14 protein-coding genes are annotated in these 18,256 nt (G+C 69.0%); 6 read left to right on the forward strand and 8 right to left on the reverse strand.

All coding sequences use genetic code 11. The features are described from left to right. Positions 1–29 precede the first annotated feature (29 nt). From H610_RS0107955 to H610_RS0107965, 3 genes are all read right to left on the reverse strand, one after another. On the reverse strand, positions 30–815 hold the full coding sequence (locus tag H610_RS0107955) for an exodeoxyribonuclease III (RefSeq protein ID WP_028239172.1): 786 nt from the start codon (positions 813–815) through the stop codon (positions 30–32). A 164-nt stretch (positions 816–979) separates the two neighbouring features. Next, the gene (locus H610_RS0107960) at positions 980–1,210 is read right to left on the reverse strand and encodes a hypothetical protein (RefSeq protein ID WP_028239173.1); all 231 of its coding nucleotides are present in this window, start codon (positions 1,208–1,210) and stop codon (positions 980–982) included. A gap of 218 nt (positions 1,211–1,428) precedes the next feature. Next, a complete protein-coding gene (locus H610_RS0107965) occupies positions 1,429–1,857 on the reverse strand; it encodes an HhH-GDP family DNA glycosylase (RefSeq protein WP_028239174.1) in 429 nt (142 codons plus the stop codon). A 177-nt stretch (positions 1,858–2,034) separates the two neighbouring features. Here H610_RS0107965 and H610_RS0107970 point away from each other — a divergent pair, with 177 nt between their 5' ends. Together H610_RS0107970 and H610_RS0107975 are read left to right on the forward strand one after the other, a co-directional pair. Then, complete coding sequence (locus H610_RS0107970; protein ID WP_028239175.1) at positions 2,035–3,669, forward strand: VRR-NUC domain-containing protein; 1,635 nt, start codon at positions 2,035–2,037, stop codon at positions 3,667–3,669. Further along, complete coding sequence (locus H610_RS0107975; protein WP_028239176.1) at positions 3,666–5,942, forward strand: ATP-dependent DNA helicase; 2,277 nt, start codon at positions 3,666–3,668, stop codon at positions 5,940–5,942. Before H610_RS0107970 ends, H610_RS0107975 begins: the two co-directional genes overlap by 4 nt. A gap of 28 nt (positions 5,943–5,970) precedes the next feature. Here H610_RS0107975 and H610_RS0107980 read toward each other — a convergent pair whose 3' ends face one another. The 5 genes from H610_RS0107980 to kdgD form a co-directional block, all read right to left on the reverse strand. Then, positions 5,971–7,386 carry an FAD-binding oxidoreductase gene (locus H610_RS0107980; protein WP_408054991.1) on the reverse strand — a complete coding sequence of 472 codons (1,416 nt, stop codon included), beginning with the start codon at positions 7,384–7,386 and terminating at the stop codon, positions 5,971–5,973. 13 nt (positions 7,387–7,399) lie between these two features. Beyond that, on the reverse strand, positions 7,400–8,953 hold the full coding sequence (gene garD, locus H610_RS0107985) for a galactarate dehydratase (protein ID WP_028239178.1): 1,554 nt from the start codon (positions 8,951–8,953) through the stop codon (positions 7,400–7,402). Between the two features lie 255 nt (positions 8,954–9,208). Then, the gene (gudD, locus tag H610_RS0107990; RefSeq protein WP_028239179.1) at positions 9,209–10,549 is read right to left on the reverse strand and encodes a glucarate dehydratase; all 1,341 of its coding nucleotides are present in this window, start codon (positions 10,547–10,549) and stop codon (positions 9,209–9,211) included. A gap of 64 nt (positions 10,550–10,613) precedes the next feature. Beyond that, complete coding sequence (locus H610_RS0107995; protein ID WP_028239180.1) at positions 10,614–12,056, reverse strand: aldehyde dehydrogenase family protein; 1,443 nt, start codon at positions 12,054–12,056, stop codon at positions 10,614–10,616. Positions 12,057–12,159: 103 nt separating this feature from the next. Then, positions 12,160–13,071 carry a 5-dehydro-4-deoxyglucarate dehydratase gene (kdgD, locus tag H610_RS0108000; protein ID WP_028239181.1) on the reverse strand — a complete coding sequence of 304 codons (912 nt, stop codon included), beginning with the start codon at positions 13,069–13,071 and terminating at the stop codon, positions 12,160–12,162. A gap of 493 nt (positions 13,072–13,564) precedes the next feature. On the opposite strand from kdgD, the gene H610_RS0108005 reads away from it, so the two are divergent. From H610_RS0108005 to H610_RS0108020, 4 genes are all read left to right on the forward strand, one after another. Continuing rightward, positions 13,565–14,959: an enolase C-terminal domain-like protein gene (locus tag H610_RS0108005; protein ID WP_028239182.1), complete on the forward strand. Its 1,395-nt coding sequence runs from the start codon at positions 13,565–13,567 to the stop codon at positions 14,957–14,959. Positions 14,960–14,999: 40 nt separating this feature from the next. Beyond that, the gene (locus tag H610_RS0108010) at positions 15,000–15,974 is read left to right on the forward strand and encodes a tripartite tricarboxylate transporter substrate binding protein (RefSeq protein WP_028239183.1); all 975 of its coding nucleotides are present in this window, start codon (positions 15,000–15,002) and stop codon (positions 15,972–15,974) included. A gap of 71 nt (positions 15,975–16,045) precedes the next feature. Continuing rightward, positions 16,046–16,531, forward strand: coding sequence for a tripartite tricarboxylate transporter TctB family protein (locus H610_RS0108015; protein WP_028239184.1), 486 nt, complete (start codon positions 16,046–16,048; stop codon positions 16,529–16,531). A gap of 10 nt (positions 16,532–16,541) precedes the next feature. Continuing rightward, positions 16,542–18,062, forward strand: a complete 1,521-nt coding sequence (locus tag H610_RS0108020) for a tripartite tricarboxylate transporter permease (RefSeq protein WP_028239185.1) — start codon at positions 16,542–16,544, stop codon at positions 18,060–18,062. Positions 18,063–18,256 lie beyond the last annotated feature (194 nt).

Consider the following 18,256-nt stretch of genomic DNA (forward strand, 5'->3'; position numbering starts at 1 on the left):
GAACGACCCGGCGTCGAGGCCGAAGCCTGTCAATCGATCTCCAGCCTGACCCAGGTCGGCGCGTGGTCGCTGGCATGCGGCTGGTCGCGCACCCAGCGGTCCACGCCGGCGTCGACCATGCGCGGCGCCAGGTCGCGGCTGAGCAGCAGGTGGTCGATGCGCAGGCCGGAGTTCTTCTGCCAGTGCTGGCGGAAGTAGTCCCAGAAGGTGTAGATGCGCTCGTCCGGGTAGCGCGCGCGCAGGGCGTCGGTCCAGCCCTGCGCCAGCAGGCGCCGGTAGCATTCGCGGCTTTCCGGCTGCAGCAGGGCGTCCTTGGTCCAGGAGCGCGGGTTGTAGATGTCCTCGTCGGTCGGCACCACGTTGTAGTCGCCGGCCAGCACCACCGGATGGCCGCTGTCCCACAGCCGCGCGGCGTGGACGATCAGGCGCTCGAACCAGGCCAGCTTGTAGTCGAACTTCGGGCCCGGCTGCGGGTTGCCGTTGGGCAGGTACAGGCAGCCGACGACGATGCCGTGCGCCGCCGCCTCGATGTAGCGGCTGTGGCTGTCCGACTCGTCGCCGGGCAGGCCGCGGCGACTCTCGATCGGCTCCATGCCTTTGGCGAGGATGGCCACGCCGTTCCAGGACTTCTGCCCGTGCCAGATGCAGCCGTAGCCGGCCGAGCGGATCTCCTGCGCCGGGAACGCGTCATCCTGTGCCTTGAGCTCCTGCAGGCAGACGATGTCCGGCGCTTCCCGGTCCAGCCACTGCATCAGCGCCGGCAGGCGCGAGCGGATGCCGTTGATGTTGAAGGTGGCGATCTTCAGCGTGTTCACGAATGGCCTCTCAGCGCGCCACGGCGAGGGCGCCGTCCTTCCATCAGAGCCTGTCGTGGACGGTGCGTTCCGGCTGGAGCGGGTGGATCGCCCTGAAGGGCGCGCAATCCACAGGGATGTGTTGAATGCCGCAGCCCGTCGGGAACGGACGCGGCCTCCCACAGTCAGTCGCGGCGCCGCTCCGGCGTGCGCTTCTGCTCGAGGCGGTAGAGCGGCTGTGTGCAGCGCAGGTCGCGATAGGGCGTGCCCTCGTGCAGCTCCCAGCCGGGGCCGGGCGAGGACTGCGCACAGGCGATCTGCCCGTCGACCTTGCTCTGCCACTTGAACCAGGGCGCCGGCGCGGCCAGGGCCGGCAGCGAAGCGGTGAAGGCGATGACGAACAGGACGACGCGCATGGGAAAGACTCGGTTGGGGCTGCGCCCACTCTACCGCCCCGCGCCCGGCCTGCAAGCGCCGTTCAGTGCCACGGTGTCGTTCACTCAGGCAAGCTCGCCCCGAGGTCGGGCCTCCCACGAACAGCGGCGTGCCCACCGAATCCCGTGGGAGGCGCGCCCTCGCGGCGAATGCAGGCCGCAGGCCTGCCTGAAAGCCGAAGGCTTCCTGAACGATCGCGTCAACGCCAGACCTTCTCCGCCTCGCGCATGAAGATTTCCACCGTCTTCGGGCCGATGCCCTCGAAGGCCTGCAGGCGCTTTTCCAGATCCTTGCGGTCCTTGGCCAGCTCGTGGATGCGGCTCACCCGGCCGTCGTACTCGTCGATCAGCTTGCCGCTCAGCTTAAGCAGCCGGTCGGCGGTGGATTCGTCGTAGCGCACGTAATGGCCCTCGCCGAGCATGTCGACGATCTGCTGCCAGCTGCGCGCGTGGAGCTTCTTCGGCGTGTCGCAGCCGTGCTTCTCGACGATCGCCCGGTACGCCTCGGCGGCGATGTCCTGCTGGATGCGCTTGCCGAACAGGAAGCTGGCCAGCAGCCACTTGAACAGTTCGCCCTCGCCCTTGTGGACGTCGATGCCCAGATCCGCCGCATTGATGTCGCCAGCCACCGCTCGCCCTCCGGGATGTGTTGGTCCTTCTTCCGAACACGCCGACGGCCAGCGGTTCGCGGCCCGATGCCCAGGCCACCGATCGGCGGACGTTTGCCAAGCGCCGCCGACGCTGTATAAATAGCCAGCTTCCAGCCGGGCAGCCGTTCGCCCGGCCCCGACCGAACCGGACGTTCGATGCGCCAGCCCCTGGAAAACCCGTTCTATTACCTCGACAACTTCCAGCAGGTGCTGCGCTGGGTCGGGGAGCACCACGGCGACCTGCTGCTGGCGCCCGAACAGCGCTTTCTCGAAGACTTCCCCGTCCTGCCCCAGGCGTCGCGCGCGCTGCTGGTGCGCATGGTGATGCGCAAGGGCGAGCTGTTTCGCACCGGCAAGCTGCGCTACGCCGAGATCGGCTGTCCACGGCGCGCCGCCGCACCGCTGGCCGAACTCGGCTGGATCGACCCGGCTCCGCCGCTGTCTTTCGACGAACTGTTCGTCCTGCTGAAGAAGGACGAGCTGCTGCACAGCCTCGGCGCCCTGGCCCTGCGGCACCTGCGCAAGGCCGAGCTGTACGCCGCGCTGTGCGCCGAACACGCCGAGGCGCGGCCGTTCGCCGACTGGTGCGGGCAGCTCGAGGAGCAGGTCCTGCGGGTGCGCATCGGCGAGTTCTGCGAACGCCTGCGGCTGATGTTCTTCGGCAACCTGCGGCAGGACTGGACCGAGTTCGTGCTCGCCGACCTCGGCATCTTCCGCTACGAGCAGGTGCCCTTCTCCGCCAGTTCGCGGGCCTTCCGCAGCCGGCGGGACATCGACGACTACCTGCACCTGCAGCGCTGCCGCGAGCGCTTCGAGGCGGGCGACACGGTGGCCGCGATACTGGCCGAGGTGCCACAGGCGGCGTTCGACAACGACTGGCTGGAGAGCCGCCGCGGCAAGCTGCTGCTGCGCCTGGGGCAGCAGCTCGAACGCGAAGGCGAACTGGCCGAGGCGCTGCGCATCCATGCCGGCAACCGCTACCCCGGCGCGCGCGAGCGTGCCATCCGCGTGCTCGAACGGCTGGACCAGCCCGAAGCGGCGCTGGCCCTCGCCAGCCAGGCGGCCGAGCGCCCGGAGAGCGAGGCCGAGGCCCAGCAGCTCGCACGCATCCTGCCGCGCCTGCGGCGCACGCTCGGCGGCCGCCCGGTGCCGCGCGCCCGCCCGCTCGGCGAAACCCGCCTGGACCTGGTGCTGCCCTTCACCGGCGTCTCGGTAGAGCATGCGGTGCGCGATCACCTTGGCACGCCGGACAAACCGGTGCACTACGTCGAGAACACCCTGATCAATTCGCTGCTCGGCCTGCTCTGCTGGGAAGCGGTGTTCGCGCCGCTGCCCGGCGCCTTCTTCCACCCCTTCCACAGCGGCCCGGCGGACCTCGCCAGCCCGGACTTCTTCAGCCGCCGCGCCGAGCTGTTCGAGCATTGCCTTTCCCGGCTCGACAGCGGCGACTACCACGACTGCATCCGCCGCACCTTCGCCGCCAAGTTCGGCCTGCAGTCGCCCTTTGTCGCCTGGGGGCTGCTGGACGAAGCGCTGCTGGAACAGGCCCTGGCCTGCCTGCCGGCGGCGCACCTGAAGGCCTTCTTCCGGCGCATCCTCGCCGACGTGCCGGCCAACCGCTCCGGCCTGCCGGACCTGATCCAGTTCGACCTGGCCGAACGCAGCTACCGGCTGATCGAGGTGAAGGGGCCCGGCGACCGCCTGCAGGACAACCAGAAGCGCTGGCTGGCCTACGCCGCGCAGCACGGCATCCCGGTGACCGTCTGCTACGTGCAGTGGGCCGAGGCGTGAGCTACCGCGTCGCGGTACGCGCGCTGTGCGAGTTCACCGCCAAGTGCGGCGACCTCGACCTGCGTTTCACCCCCTCGCCCACGGCCCAGGAAGGCATCTCCGGGCACCAGTTGGTCACCGGCCGGCGCGGCGCCGGCTACGAGCGGGAAGTCGCGCTCGACGGCGAATACGGCCTGCTGCGCGTGCGCGGCCGGGCCGACGGCTACGACTCGGCGAACAACCGCCTGGAGGAGATCAAGACCTACCGCGGCGACCTCGCCCGCCAGCCGGCCAACCATCGCCAGCTGCACTGGGCGCAGGCGCGGGTGTACGGCTGGCTGCTGTGCCAGGCGCGCGGGCTCGACACCCTCGAGCTGGCGCTGGTGTATTTCGACGTGGTCAGCCAGAAGGAAACCCTGCTGCTGGAACGGCACAGCGCCGAACAGCTGCGCCTGTTCTTCGAGGACCAGTGCGCGCGCTTCCTGGCCTGGGCCGAGCAGGAACTGGCGCACCGCGGCGCGCGCGACGCGGCGCTGCGCGAACTGCGCTTCCCGCACGGCGAGTTCCGCAGCGGCCAGCGCACGCTCGCCGAGGCGGTGTACAAGGCCGCCTGCACCGGCACCCACCTGCTGGCGCAGGCGCCGACCGGCATCGGCAAGACGCTCGGCACGCTCTTCCCGCAGCTCAAGGCCATGCCCGGCCAGGGGCTGGACAAGCTGTTCTTCCTCGCCGCCAAGACCTCCGGGCGCGCCCTGGCGCTCGACGCTCTGCATACCCTCCAGCGCCCCGGCCTGCCACTGCGCACGCTGGAACTGATCGCCCGCGAGAAGAGCTGCGAGCACCCCGACAAGGCCTGCCACGGCGAATCCTGTCCGCTGGCCGCCGGCTTCTACGACCGCCTGCCTGCCGCCCGCGCCGCCGCCGTCGGACAGGCCCGGCTCGACCGGCCGGCCGTGCGCGAGATCGCCCTCGCCCACCAGGTCTGCCCCTACTACCTGGCCCAGGAACTGGCGCGCTGGGCCGACGTGGTGGTCGGCGACTACAACTACTACTTCGACGCCAGCGCCCTGCTGCACGGCCTCACCCAGGCCAACGACTGGCGCGTCGGCCTGCTGGTGGACGAGGCGCACAACCTGTTGGACCGGGGACGAGGCATGTACAGCGCCGAACTCGACCAGCGCCGTTTCAAGGCGCTCAAGGCCGAAGCACCGGCGCCGCTGAAGAAGCCGCTGGAACGCGCCCTGCGCGCCTGGGCGGAGGTGCACCACGAGCAGGTGGCCGCCTACGCGGTGCTGCCCGATCTGCCGGTCAAGCTGATCGGCGCCCTGCAGCAACTGGTTGGCGCGATCACCGAATACCTCTCCGAGCAGCCCACCGGGCTCGACGGCGACTGGCAGCTCGCCTACTTCGACGCCCTGCACTTCTGTCACCTGGCCGAATGCTTCGGCGCGCATTCGCTGGTCGACTGCAGTCTGATGCCGGGGCGTGCGGGCAAGCGGCCGACCTCGCGCCTTTGCCTGCGCAACGTGGTCCCGGCGCCCTTCCTCGCCCCGCGCTTCGCCAGCGCGCGTTCGGCGGTGCTGTTCTCCGCCACCCTCGGCCCGCGGCGCTTCTACGCCGACACGCTGGGCCTGCCCGACGGGCGCTGGCTGGAGGTGGAATCGCCGTTCTCCGCCGAGCAGTTGGAGGTGCACCTGGTCCGCCAGGTCTCGACCCGCTACGCCGACCGCGAAGCCTCGATCCAGCCGATCGCGGCGCTGATCGCCAGCCAGTACCGCCAGCGCCCCGGCAACTACCTGGCCTTTTTCAGCAGCTTCGACTACCTGGAACGGGTGGTCGCCCGCCTGGCCGAGCAGCACCCCGAGGTGCCGCACTGGGTACAGACCCGCGGCATGGAAGAAGCGGAGCGCACGGCCTTCCTCCAGCGCTTCACGCCGGGCGGCCGCGGGGTCGGCTTCGCCGTGCTCGGCGGTGCCTTCGCCGAAGGCATCGACCTGCCGGGCGAGCGCCTGATCGGCGCCTTCGTCGCCACCCTCGGCCTGCCGCAGGTCAACCCGGTCAACGAGGAATTCCGCAAGCGCCTGGATGCCCTGTTCGGCGCCGGCTACGACTACGCCTACCTCTACCCCGGCCTGCAGAAGGTGGTACAGGCCGCCGGCCGGGTGATCCGCACGGTGGACGACCGCGGCGTGGTGCACCTGATCGACGACCGCTTCGCCCAGCCGCGGGTGCGCCGGCTGCTGCCGGGGTGGTGGCGGTTGTCCGTCGCGGCGCCGGCGCGTCAGCCGGCCTGACGCCGTCGCGACGAGGGCGTCGCCCGCCTCAGAGCACCTTGCCCGGATTCATCAGCCCCCTGGGGTCCAGGGTGTGCTTGAGCGCGCGCATCAGCGCCTGCTCCACCGGGTCCTTGTAGTGCCGCACCGCGTCGCGCTTGGCCTGGCCGAGCCCGTGCTCGGCGCTGATGCTGCCGTGCATGGCGCTGGTGGCATCGAACACCAGGGTGGTCAGCTGCGGTTGCCGGCTCTTGAAGGCTGCATCCTCCATGCCCGGCGGCTTGCTCAGGTTGTAGTGCAGGTTGCCGTCGCCGACGTGTCCGTAACAGACAATCCGCACGCCAGGCAGGGCCTGTTCCAGCCGCGCGCCGGTGCTGGCGATGAACTCGGGGATGAGGCTGATCGGCACCGTGATGTCGTGCTTGAGGCTCGGCCCCTCGTGGTTCTGCGCTTCGGAAATGCCTTCGCGCAGCGCCCAGAGCGCGGCGACCTGGGCCTCGCTGGTGGCGATCACCGCGTCTCGTACCAGGCCGCTTTCGAAACCCTCCCCCAGCGAAGCTTCCAGCCACTCCCCGAGCGCGGCCTCGGCCGAGGGATCGCTCAGCTCGATCAGCACGTACCAGGGATGCGGCTCGGCGAAGGGGTCGCTGCACCCGGGCAGGTGGCGCAGCACGAACTCGAGGCTCTGCCGGGACATCAGTTCGAAGCCGGTCAGGCGATCGCCGCAACGCGCGCGCAGCGCACCGATCAGGGCCACCGCGGCCTCGGCGCTCGGCAAGGCGGTCCAGGCGGTGGCGCGGCTGCGAATGGCCGGATAGAGCTTGAGCACCGCGGCGGTGATGACGCCGAGCGTGCCCTCGGCGCCGATGAACAGCTGCTTGAGGTCGTAGCCGGTGTTGTCCTTGCGCAGGCCGCGCAGCCCGTTCCAGACCTGCCCGTCGGGCAGCACCACCTCCAGCCCCAGGGTCAGCTCACGCATGTTGCCGTAGCGCAGCACGGCGGTGCCCCCGGCGTTGGTCGCCAGGTTGCCGCCAACCGTGCAGCTGCCTTCGGCGCCCAGCGACAGCGGGAACAGGCGTCCGGCCTCGGCGGCGGCCGCCTGTAGCTGCGCGAGTATCACCCCGGCCTCGACGGTCACCGTATCGTTCTGCACGTCCAGCGCGCGGATACGGTTCATGCGTGACAGCGAGAGCACCACCTGCTCGCCCGAGTCGTCCGGAATCGAGCCGCCGCACAGGCCGGTGTTGCCGCCCTGGGGCACCAGCGGCACGCCCGCCTCGTGGCACAGGCGCACTGCGGCGGCGGCTTCCCCGGTGCTGGCCGGGCGCAGCACCAGCGCGGCGCGCCCGCGGTAGGCCTTGCGCCAGTCGCACAGGTAGGGCGCCATCCGCTGTGGGTCGCGGATCAGCCCCGTCTCCCCCAGCAGCGCCTGCAGGCGCTCGATCAGCACATTGTCCACGGCCATGCAGGCATCCTCCTCAGGTGATCGGCGCCGGGTTGAACAGCACGAGGTCGTTGTGCAGCCGGTGGCGCTCGGCCCAGGTCTTCCGGCGGCCGCTGGCGACGTCCAGGTAGTAGTGGAACAGCTCCCAGCCCAGTTCCTCGAGGGTGGCGCGACCGCTGGCGATGCGCCCGGCGTCGATGTCGATCAGATCCGGCCAGCGTTCGGCCAGTTCGCTGCGGGTCGCCACCTTGACCACCGGCGCCATGGCCAGGCCGTAGGGCGTGCCGCGGCCGGTGGTGAACACGTGCAGGTTCATCCCGGCGGCCAGTTGCAGCGTGCCGCAGACGAAGTCGCTGGCCGGCGTCGCGCAGAAGATCAGGCCGCGCCGGGACACCCGCTCGCCCGGGCCGACCACGCCGTTGATGGCGCCGCTGCCGGACTTGACGATCGAGCCCAGCGATTTCTCGACGATGTTCGACAGCCCGCCCTTCTTGTTGCCGGGCGTGGTGTTGGCGCTGCGGTCGGCGGCACCGCGCTCGAGGTAGCGGTCGTACCAGTCCATCTCGGCGATCAGCGCGTCGGCCACCTCGGGCGACTCGGCCCGCGCGGTGAGCATGTACACCGCGTCGCGCACCTCGGTGTTCTCCGAGAACATCACGGTGGCGCCGGCGCGCACCAGCAGATCGGCGGCATAGCCCAGCGCCGGGTTGGCGGTGATGCCGGAGAAGGCGTCGCTGCCGCCGCACTGCATGCCGAGGATCAGTTCGGAGGCCGGCACCGTCTCGCGGCGACGGCGGTCGAGCTTCTGCAGCCGCGCCTCGGCCAGCGCCATGATCTGCTCGATCATCTCGCCGAAGCCGGTCTTCGATTCCTGCAGGCGATACAGCCAGGGTTCGCGCAGGTCCACCGAAGGGTCGCCTTCGTGCATCACCTGCTCGGCCTGCAGCTTCTCGCAGCCGAGGCCGATCACCAGGGCCTCGCCGCCCAGATTCGGGTTGCGCGCCAGGTTGCGCACGGTGCGGATCGGGATGTAGGCGTCGCGCGCGTTGATCGCCACGCCGCAGCCGTAGCTGTGGGTGAGCGCCACCACGTCGTCGACGTTCGGGTATTTCGGCAGCAGCTCGCGGCGGATACGCGCCACCGCGTGCTCGAGCACGCCGGTGACGCACTGCACGGTGGTGGTGATACCGAGGATGTTGCGCGTGCCGACCGTGCCGTCGGCGTTGCGGTAACCCTCGAAGGTATGGCCCTCCAGCGGCGGCAACGGCTCGGGCACGGCGCTGGCGCGCGGCAGGCTGTCGAGCGGCGGGGCGCTGGGCATCTCGAGCTGGGTTTCCTTGACCCAGCTGCCGCGGCGGAGGGGTTCGCGCGCGTAGCCGATGATCTGGCCGTAGCGGCGCACCGGCTCGCCTTCGCCGATGTCGACCAGCGCCACCTTGTGGCTCTGCGGCACGCCTTCCACGGTGACCAGCCCGTCGTCGAACTGCGCCCCGGCCGGCACGCCGCCGTCGTTGACGATCACCGCGACGTTGTCCGCCTGGTTCAGGCGGATGCAGCGTGGGGAATCCTTGTGCTGGATCAGTTGCACGGTTTCGCTCATGTCGTTCTCCGGTTCAGACCGGTTGTTGTTGTCGATTCGCGGTCGAGACCGCGATGCCTTCCGCTGGTGGGCTGAAGCGGAACGCCGCCCGGCCCACCTACAAACACCCGCGGCGTTGCCATGTTGGCCGTGGGCTTTAGCCCACCAGGATTCCCATTCGGTGGGCTGAAGCCCACCCTACAAGTACGGTATGGCGTTGCAGGTGGGCTTCAGCCCACCGGAGCCCCCTGATGGGCCGCGACCTCAGCGCACCATGCACGGCTTCTTGTTGTCGAACGTCCAGTTCGGCACCAGGTACTGCATGGCGATGGCATCGTCGCGCGCGCCCAGGCCCTTCTCCCTGTAGTGCGCATGCGCCTGTTCCAGCGCGTCCCAGTCCAGCTCGACCCCCAGGCCCGGCTTCTTCGGCACCGCCACCTTGCCGCCGACGATCTGCAGCGGCTCGCGCGTCAGGTGCTGGCCGTCCTGCCAGATCCAGTGGGTATCGATGGCGGTGACACGCCCCGGCGCCGCGGCGGCCACGTGGGTGAACATCGCCAGCGAGACGTCGAAGTGGTTGTTCGAGTGCGAACCCCAGGTCAGGCCCCAGTCGTGGCACATCTGCGCGACGCGCACCGAGCCGGCCATGGTCCAGAAGTGCGGATCGGCCAGCGGGATGTCCACCGACTGCAGCTGCACCGTGTGGCCCATCTGCCGCCAGTCGGTGGCAATCATGTTGGTGGCCGTGGGCAGGCCGGTGGCGCGGCGGAACTCGGCCATCACCTCGCGGCCGGAATAGCCGTTCTCCGCGCCGCAGGGGTCCTCGGCATAGGCCAGCACGCCGTGCAGATCACGGCACAGGCCGATGGCCTCGTCCAGCGACCAGGCGCCGTTCGGATCGAGGGTGATGCGCGCCTCGGGGAAACGCTCGGCCAGCGCCCGGATCGCCTCGACCTCCTGCTCGCCGCGCAGCACGCCGCCCTTGAGCTTGAAGTCCTTGAAGCCGTAGCGCGCATAGGCCGCCTCGGCCTGGCGCACCACCGCCTCGGGCGTCATCGCCTCTTCGTTGCGGACACGGAACCAGGCGGCGTCGGCGGCGGATTCGTCGCGGTAGCCGAGGTCGGTCTTGCGGCGGTCGCCGACGTAGAAGAGGTAGCCGAGCATCTCCACCTCGTCGCGTTGCTGGCCCTCGCCGAGCAGCGCCGCGACCGGCACCTCCAGATGCTGGCCGAGCAGGTCGAGCAGCGCCGACTCCAGCGCCGTCACGGCGTGGATGGCGACGCGCAGGTCGAAGGTCTGCAGGCCGCGGCCGCCGGCATCGCGGTCGGCGAAGGCGCGCCGCGCGCGGTTGAGCAAGGCGTTGTACTGGCCGATCGGCTCGCCGAGCAGCAGGCCGCGGGCGTCTTCGAGGGTCTGGCGGATGGCTTCGCCGCCGGGCACCTCGCCGACGCCGACGCGCCCGGCGTTGTCCTTGAGGATGAGGATGTTGCGGGTGAACCAGGGGCCGTGCGCGCCGCTCAGGTTCATCAGCATGCTGTCCTGCCCGGCGACGGGCACGACGGTCAGTTCGGTGATCAGCGGAGTGCCCGCCAGGGGTGCGTTCATGGTGGTGCCTCTGTTGTTCTTGTCGTTGGCGAGGGCCCGCGGCCTGGCGGCTGGGCCCTGCTGGTCAGCCAATGTATGTCGTCTTGACCGTGGTGTAGAACTCCTGGGCGTAGCGGCCCTGTTCGCGCGGTCCGTAGGACGAGCCTTTGCGGCCGCCGAAGGGCACGTGGTAGTCCACCCCGGCGGTCGGCAGGTTGATCATCACCATGCCGGCCTGGGCGTGGCGCTTGAAGTGGTTGGCATATTTCAGCGAAGTGGTGCAGAGGCCCGCGGACAGGCCGAACTCGGTGTCGTTGGCCATAGCCAGCGCCTCGTCGTAGTCCTTGACCCGCACGATGTTGGCCACCGGGCCGAAAATTTCCTCGCGGCTGATGCGCATATTCGCGTGGCTGTCGACGAACAGCGTCGGCGCCAGGAAGTAACCCTCGGTGCCGCAGGCCACCCGCTCGCCGCCGCAGGCCAGGCGCGCGCCCTCCTCCTTGCCGAGCGCGATGTAGCGCAGGTCCTGCTCGAGCTGGGCCTCGGAGACCACCGGGCCGACGTCCACGCCCTGCTCCAGGGCCGGGCCGACCCTGATCTTGCCGATGCGCTCGACCATCGCCTCGACGAAGCGCTCGTAGATGCCTTCGGTGACGATCAGGCGGCTGGAAGCGGTGCAGCGCTGGCCGGTGGAATAGAAGGCGCTCTGGGTGCAGATTTCCACGGCGACGTTCAGGTCGGCATCGTCCAGCACGATCTGCGGGTTCTTGCCGCCCATCTCCAACTGCACCTTGGCGCCGCGTGCCACGCAGGCCTGGGCGATGCCGCGGCCGACCGCGACCGAACCGGTGAAGCTCACCGCGTCGACATCCTTTGCGTGGACCATGGCCTCGCCGACTTCGCGCCCACGGCCCATCACCAGGTTGAACACGCCGGCCGGGAAGCCCGCGCGGGAGATGATCTCGGCGATGGCCCAGGCGCAGCCGGGCACCAGGTCGGCCGGCTTGATCACCACGCAATTGCCGTAGGCCAGCGCCGGGGCGATCTTCCAGGCGGGGATGGCGATCGGGAAGTTCCACGGGGTGATCAGCCCGACCACGCCGAGCGGCTCGCGGGTGACCTCCACGCCGACGCCGGGGCGCACCGACTGCAGCGTCTCGCCGGTCTGGCGCAGGCATTCGCCGGCGAAGAACTTGAAGATGTTGCCGGCGCGGGCTACTTCGCCGATGGCCTCGGGCAACGTCTTGCCCTCCTCGCGGGCCAAGAGCGCGCCGAGCTCCTCGCGACGCGCGAGGATTTCCAGACCGACCTTCTCCAGCGCATCGGCGCGCGCCTGGATGCCGGAGGTGGACCAGGCCGGGAAGGCGCGGCGGGCGGCGGCGACCGCCTGCTCGACCTGGGCGGCGCCGGCCTGCGCGTATTCCCCGATCACGTCCGACAGGTCGGACGGGTTGATGTTCGGCTGGTAGCGGTCTGCGCCGACCCACTGGCCGTCGATGTAGTTGTCGTAGCGTTTCACGTCAGCCATGCGGTTGTCCTCTGCTGGGCTGCCGGGCGACGGCGACCGTCCGCCGGGCAGCGATACGCGCTCGAAGCGCGGACGGGAAAGGCGGCAGCCCTCCCCATGGACGTCACTGCGCGCCCTGGGCCTCGATCAGCGCGGCCAGGCGTTCGTACTCGTCGGGCGTCAGGTCGGTCAGCGGCGCACGCACCGGGCCGGCGTCATGCCCGACGATGGTCGCGCCGGCCTTGACGATGCTCACCGCGTAGCCCTTGCAGCGGTTGCGGATATCGAGATACGGCAGGAAGAAATCGTCGATGAGCCTGCCGACGGTCTCCTGGTCGTCCGCGTGGATGGCGTTGTAGAAAGCCATCGCGGTCTTCGGGATGAAGTTGAACACCGCCGACGAGTACACGGGCACGCCCAGCGCCTTGTAGGCCGCCGCATAGACTTCCGCGGTGGGCAGGCCGCCGAGATAGCTCAGACGATCGCCCAGGCGGCGCCGGATCGAGACCATCAGCTCGATGTCGCCGAGGCCGTCCTTGTAGCCGATCAGGTTCGGGCAGCGCTCGGCGAGCTGCTCCAGGTGCGCGGGGGTCAGCCGGCAGACGTTGCGGTTGTAGACCACCACGCCGATCTTCACCGACTTGCAGACCTGCTCCACGTGCGCCGCGACGCCGTCCTGGCTGGCTTCGGTCAGGTAGTGCGGCAGCAGCAGCAGACCCTTGGCGCCCAGGCGCTCGGCCTCCTGCGCCATCTGGATGGCCACGCGGGTCGGCCCGCCGACGCCGGCCAGGATCGGCACGCTGCCGGCGCAGGTATCCACCGCCGTCCTGATGATCTCCGGATACTCCTGCGGCGTCAGCGAGAAGAACTCGCCGGTGCCGCCCGCCGCGAACAGCGCGGTGGCGCCGTAGGGCGCCAGCCATTCCAGGCGCCTGGCATAGCCGGCACGGTCGAAATCCCCGTTGCGGTCGAAATCGGTGAGCGGAAAGGACAGCAGCCCGGAGGAGAGGATGGCCTTCAATTCTTGTGGGTTCATTATTCGAACATCCTGTGCAGCGATGAGGGGAAGCGAGGTCAAGCTTGAGATACGTTATCGTACAACTTTAGAGGCGCCAACCCCTTCCGCTCGTAAGCCACCCGCAGCCGCCGAAAGGTAGGACGGCACTTCCACTGGCCTGCCGCCTGCTTCGGGCGCTACGTCGCCCCGGACGACACCCTGCATGTCAGGGGCGACAACCGGCGAGCCAGGCCACCGATACGTTTTTCGTTTGACAGCTTCGAAGCACCGCTGGTAAAAAAGCCGTCATGTCGTATGACGACCTACGACGCTCAAAATAATAAAAGCGAGCCAAGGCCATGCCCGAACATCGCCCCGTTGCACAGACATCCCACGCCCTTCGCCCCCGGGCGCAGGACGCCCTTCCCGGCACCGCCTTCGCGCCCATGCGGACCTCCGCCGGTGCTTCTCCGTCACGCCTTCGTCCTCTCCCGCTTTCCCGACCGAGCGGACACCAAGGAGCCCATCGGCCATGACCGAAACGATGACGGCGACCCCGGTGGTGCGCAGCATGCAGGTGATTCCCGTCGCCGGCTGCGACAGCATGCTGCTCAACCTGTGTGGCGCCCACGCCCCCTACTTCACCCGCAACCTGGTATTGCTCGAGGACAGCGCCGGGCGTACCGGCATCGGCGAAGTCCCCGGCGGAGAAGGCATCCGCCTCGCCCTGGAGCGTAGCCGAGAGCTGGTGATCGGCCAGCCCATCGGCCGCTACAACCGCACGCTGAACGCCCTGCGCCGGGCCATCGCCGGCAACGCCAGCGGCACGCCCCAGGCCACCCGCCACGAGGTGACCTCCGAAGCCGAGGCCGCGGTGCTCAGGCAACCGCACGAGATCAACCTGCGCCTGGACAACGTGCTCACCGCTGTCGAGGCGGCGCTGCTCGACCTGCTCGGCCAGCACCTGGGCGTCCCGGTGGCCGAACTGCTCGGTGCCGGTCAGCAGCGCGAGCGCGTGCCGATGCTGGCCTACCTCTTCTATATAGGTGACCGCACCCGCACCGACCTGCCCTACCTCGCCTCCACCGGCGAGAACTGGTACCACCTGCGCCACCAGCAGGCGCTCACGCCCGAGGCGATCGCCCGCCAGGCCGAGTGCGCCGCCGACCGCTACGGCTTCCGCGATTTCAAGCTCAAGGGCGGGGTTATGCACGGCAGCGAGGAACTGCAGGCGGTGGCCGCGATCAAGGCGCGCTTCCCCGACGCCCGCGTGACGCTCGACCCGAACGGCGCCTGGTCGCTGGACGAGGCCATCGCCCTGTGCAAGGGCCAGGGCCACGTCCTCGCCTACGCCGAAGACCCCTGCGGCCCTGAAAACGGCTACTCGGGGCGCGAGGTCATGGCCGAGTTCCGCCGCGCCACCGGCATTCCCACGGCCACCAACATGGTCGCCACCGACTGGCGGCAGATGGGCCATTCGCTCCGCCTCGACGCGGTCGACATCCCGCTGGCCGACCCGCATTTCTGGACCATGGCCGGCTCGGTGCGCCTGGCCCAGCTGTGCGACCAGTTCGGCCTGACCTGGGGCTCGCACTCGAACAACCACTTCGACGTCTCGCTGGCGATGTTCACCCATGTGGCCGCCGCGGCGCCGGGGCGCATCACTGCCATCGACACCCACTGGATCTGGCAGGAAGGCCAGGAGCGGCTGACCCGCGAACCGCTGCGGATCGTCGGCGGCGAGGTCGCGGTGCCGGAGCGTCCGGGCCTGGGCGTCGAGCCGGACATGGAGCGGATCCTGGCGGCCCACGAGCTCTACAAGAAGGTCGCCAGCGGCGCGCGCGACGACGCCATGGCGATGCGCTATCTGGTACCGGATTGGCAGTACCACCCCAAGAAGCCCAGCCTCGGGCGCGGACCGCGCTGAGCCCGACAAGAAACCACGACCACAAGCGAAAGGAACGACAATGAAAAAAACAATCTGCGCTTCCCTCCTCTCCGCCTTCATGGCCATCGCCGCTCCGTCTGCCTTTTCCGCCGATGCGACCAACTGGCCGACTCGTCCGGTTCAGGTCGTCGTCATCGCCAACCCCGGCGGCGACACCGACTTCAACGCCCGGATGATGGCCAAGTACTTCAACGAGATCACCGGCAAGAACATGGTGGTGACCAATGTCGCCGGAGGCGGCGGCACGCTCGCCGCCGAGCAGGTCAAGGGCGCCGCGGCGGACGGCAACACCATCCTGTTCACCCACACCGGCCAGTTGATCGTCAACGAGGTGGCGGGCCTGTCCGAGGACAGCTTCGAGGCCTTCGACATCTGCTGCATCGCCGGCGTGGACAAGGGCGCGATCTTCGTCGCTGCCAAACAGGCAGGCGTGAACAGCCTCCAGGAGCTGATCGACAAGGCTAAAGCCGAGCCGGAAAGCATCACCTACGGCACCGAGATGGGCAGCTTCTCCCACATCCAGGGGCTGATGTTCGAGGAACTGGCAGGCGTGAAGATGAAGATGGTCGACGCCGGCACGGTGTCGGAAAAGGTCGTGGCGCTGCTCGGCGGCCGCATCGACCTGGCCGCCATCAGCTACGGCTCGGTGCAGGACTACATCAAGGGCGGGCAGATGGTCGCGCTGGGCCAGCCCAACAGCGAGCGCAACGAGCTGCTCGGCGACGTCAAGACCTTCAAGGAACAGGGCGTCGACTTCACCATCGACAAGCCCTACGTGGTCGCCTTCCCCAAGGGCACCGACCCGGCGATCGTCAAGAAGATGGCCGGCATCATGAAGCAGATCACCGAGAACCCGGAGTACGCCGAGGAGCTGAAGAAATCCTTCAAGCAACCGGTCGCCTACTACGGCACGGAGGAAGCCGCCGAGGTGCTCGGCAAGACCCGCGAGAACTTCATGAACTTCAAGGATGAACTGCGCCAGTCCAAGAACTGATGTCGGAGCCGGCCGGCCCAGGGGCCGGCCCTTGCGCAACCAGCCATCCATCCATCCACGAGGTACGCCCCATGGCTTCGAACAAGAAGCGGGAACTGGTGACCGGCGCCGCCATGCTGTGCGCCGGGCTCGGTTACCTGCTGCTGACCACCCGCCTGCCCGGCCACGACGGCATCGACGCCACCTTCGTCCCCTACCTGCTCTCGGTGATGCTGTGCGTACTCAGCGGCCTGCACATCCTCGCGGTGTTCAAGGCCCCGCAGGCCGTGCAGGGCGAACCCGAGGAGGCGCTCGCGGTGGGCGCCACGCCCGACCTGAAGACGGTGAGCAAGACCCTCGCGCTGATAGTCGGCTACATCTCCCTGCTCAAGCCGGTGGGCTTCCCGATCATGACGGCGATCTACCTGTACCTGCAGTTCCTGGTGCTGACACCGGTCGACCAGAAGCCGCGCCACCTGGGCTACCTGATCATCGCCGTGGTGACCTCCGTGCTGGTGTATGTCCTGTTCCGGGAGACCTTCGACCTGATGCTTCCGGCCGGCGTGCTGAATTTCTAGGAGAGCCGCCATGCTCGATCTGCTGCAAGTGGGTTTCGGTGCGGTCTTCTCGCTCCAGACCATCATCCTCATCGCCGTCGGCGTCGCGGTCGGCATCGTCTTCGGGGCGATACCGGGCCTGTCGGCCACCATGGCCGTGGCCCTCTGCCTGCCGCTGACCTTCACCATGGGCCCCCAGGCCGGCCTTTCGCTGCTGGTCGCGCTGTTCGTCGGCGCCACCTCGGGCGGCCTGATCTCGGCGATTCTGCTGAAGATCCCGGGCACGCCCTCCTCCATCGCCACCGTGTTCGACGGCGGGCCGCTGATGGAGAAGGGCCAGGGCGTCAAGGCGCTCGGCATCGGCATCGTGTTTTCCTTCCTCGGCACCATCTTCAGCATCCTGGCGCTGATGTTCATCGCCCCGCAGCTGGCCAAGGTCGCGCTGCGCTTCGGGCCACACGAATACTTCGCCATCGCGGTGTTCTCGTTGACCCTGATCGCCACGCTGTCCACCGGCTCGATGGCCAAGGGCCTGTTCGCCGGCGCGCTCGGCTTCGCGGTGTCCACGGTGGGCATCGCGCCGGTCGAGGCGATCCGTCGCTTCACCTTCGACTTCGCCGAACTCAACGGCGGCTTCGCCATGCTGACGGTGATGATCGGCATGTTCGCCGTCGCGGAGATCATCAAGGTGGCGGAAACCGGTCGCACCCAGAAGCAGACCCAGGCGCAGTCGGTCAGCATGCGCAACATCAAGGGTTTCGGCTTTTCCCTCGCCGAGTTCCGCCAGCAGATTCCCAACGCCACCCGCTCCGGCCTGATCGGGCTCGGCATTGGCATCCTGCCGGGCATCGGCGCCGGCACCTCGAACCTGGTCGCCTACATCATCTCGAAGAAGCGCGCCAAGGACCCGGACAGCTACGGCAAGGGCAACATCGGCGGCGTGGTCGCCAGCGAGACCGCGAACAACGCCGGCATCGGCGGGGCGATGCTGCCGCTGCTGACCCTCGGCATTCCCGGCGACACCGTCACCGCCATCATGCTCGGCGGCTTCCTCATCCACGGCATCCAGCCCGGGCCGCTGCTGTTCATCACCCAGGGCCCGCTGGTCTACACCATCTTCGCTGCACTGCTGGTGGCGACCGTGATGATGCTGTTCATGGAGTTCTACGGCCTGCGCATCTTCATCAAGCTGCTGGCGGTGCCCAAGCACATCCTGCTGCCGATCATCCTGGTGCTCTGCGTGGTGGGCGCCTTCGGCCTGTCGAGCCGCCTGTTCGACGTCTGGGCCATCGTGCTGTTCGGCCTGCTGGGCTACGCCTTCGCCAAGGGCGGCATCCCGCCGGCGCCGTTCATCATCGGCTTCATCCTCGGGCCGATGGCCGAGACCAACCTGCGGCGAGGGCTGATGCTGTCGGACGGCAACTTCGCCGCGTTCCTCGCCAACCCCATCGCCGCCACCTTCCTCGGCCTCGCGGCGGCCTTCATCGTCTGGCAGGTGGTCAGCGCGATGCGGGTAAAGAAGAGTGCGATGAGCCAGATGCTGAGGACCTAGGGCGAGGCCGGTACGGTGGGCCGGCGGCGCTCCGCTTCGGCCCGCCTGGGAGATCACGGCGCTCTCCACATCTGGTGGGCTGAAGCCCACCCTACAGGGCCGGCAGCGAGACCGGCACTGGATGTAGGAGCGACCTTGGTCGCGAACGGATCCGATGCCGGCGCTGCGTTCCTTCGCGAGCAAGCTCGCTCCTA

Origin of the sequence: Stutzerimonas azotifigens DSM 17556, from assembly GCF_000425625.1 — a bacterium.
In the GTDB taxonomy this organism is placed as follows: Bacteria; Pseudomonadota; Gammaproteobacteria; order Pseudomonadales; family Pseudomonadaceae; genus Stutzerimonas; species Stutzerimonas azotifigens.

Coding starts and splice junctions, on each gene's coding strand:
- H610_RS0107970 (WP_028239175.1), top strand. CDS start 2,035: ATGCGCCAGCCCCTGGAAAACCCGTTCTATTACCTCGACAACTTCCAG.
- H610_RS0108010 (WP_028239183.1), top strand. CDS start 15,000: ATGAAAAAAACAATCTGCGCTTCCCTCCTCTCCGCCTTCATGGCCATC.
- H610_RS0107960 (WP_028239173.1), bottom strand. CDS start 1,210: ATGCGCGTCGTCCTGTTCGTCATCGCCTTCACCGCTTCGCTGCCGGCC.
- H610_RS0107980 (WP_408054991.1), bottom strand. CDS start 7,386: ATGGCCGTGGACAATGTGCTGATCGAGCGCCTGCAGGCGCTGCTGGGG.
- H610_RS0108015 (WP_028239184.1), top strand. CDS start 16,046: ATGGCTTCGAACAAGAAGCGGGAACTGGTGACCGGCGCCGCCATGCTG.
- kdgD (WP_028239181.1), bottom strand. CDS start 13,071: ATGAACCCACAAGAATTGAAGGCCATCCTCTCCTCCGGGCTGCTGTCC.
- H610_RS0107995 (WP_028239180.1), bottom strand. CDS start 12,056: ATGGCTGACGTGAAACGCTACGACAACTACATCGACGGCCAGTGGGTC.
- H610_RS0108005 (WP_028239182.1), top strand. CDS start 13,565: ATGACCGAAACGATGACGGCGACCCCGGTGGTGCGCAGCATGCAGGTG.
- gudD (WP_028239179.1), bottom strand. CDS start 10,549: ATGAACGCACCCCTGGCGGGCACTCCGCTGATCACCGAACTGACCGTC.
- H610_RS0108020 (WP_028239185.1), top strand. CDS start 16,542: ATGCTCGATCTGCTGCAAGTGGGTTTCGGTGCGGTCTTCTCGCTCCAG.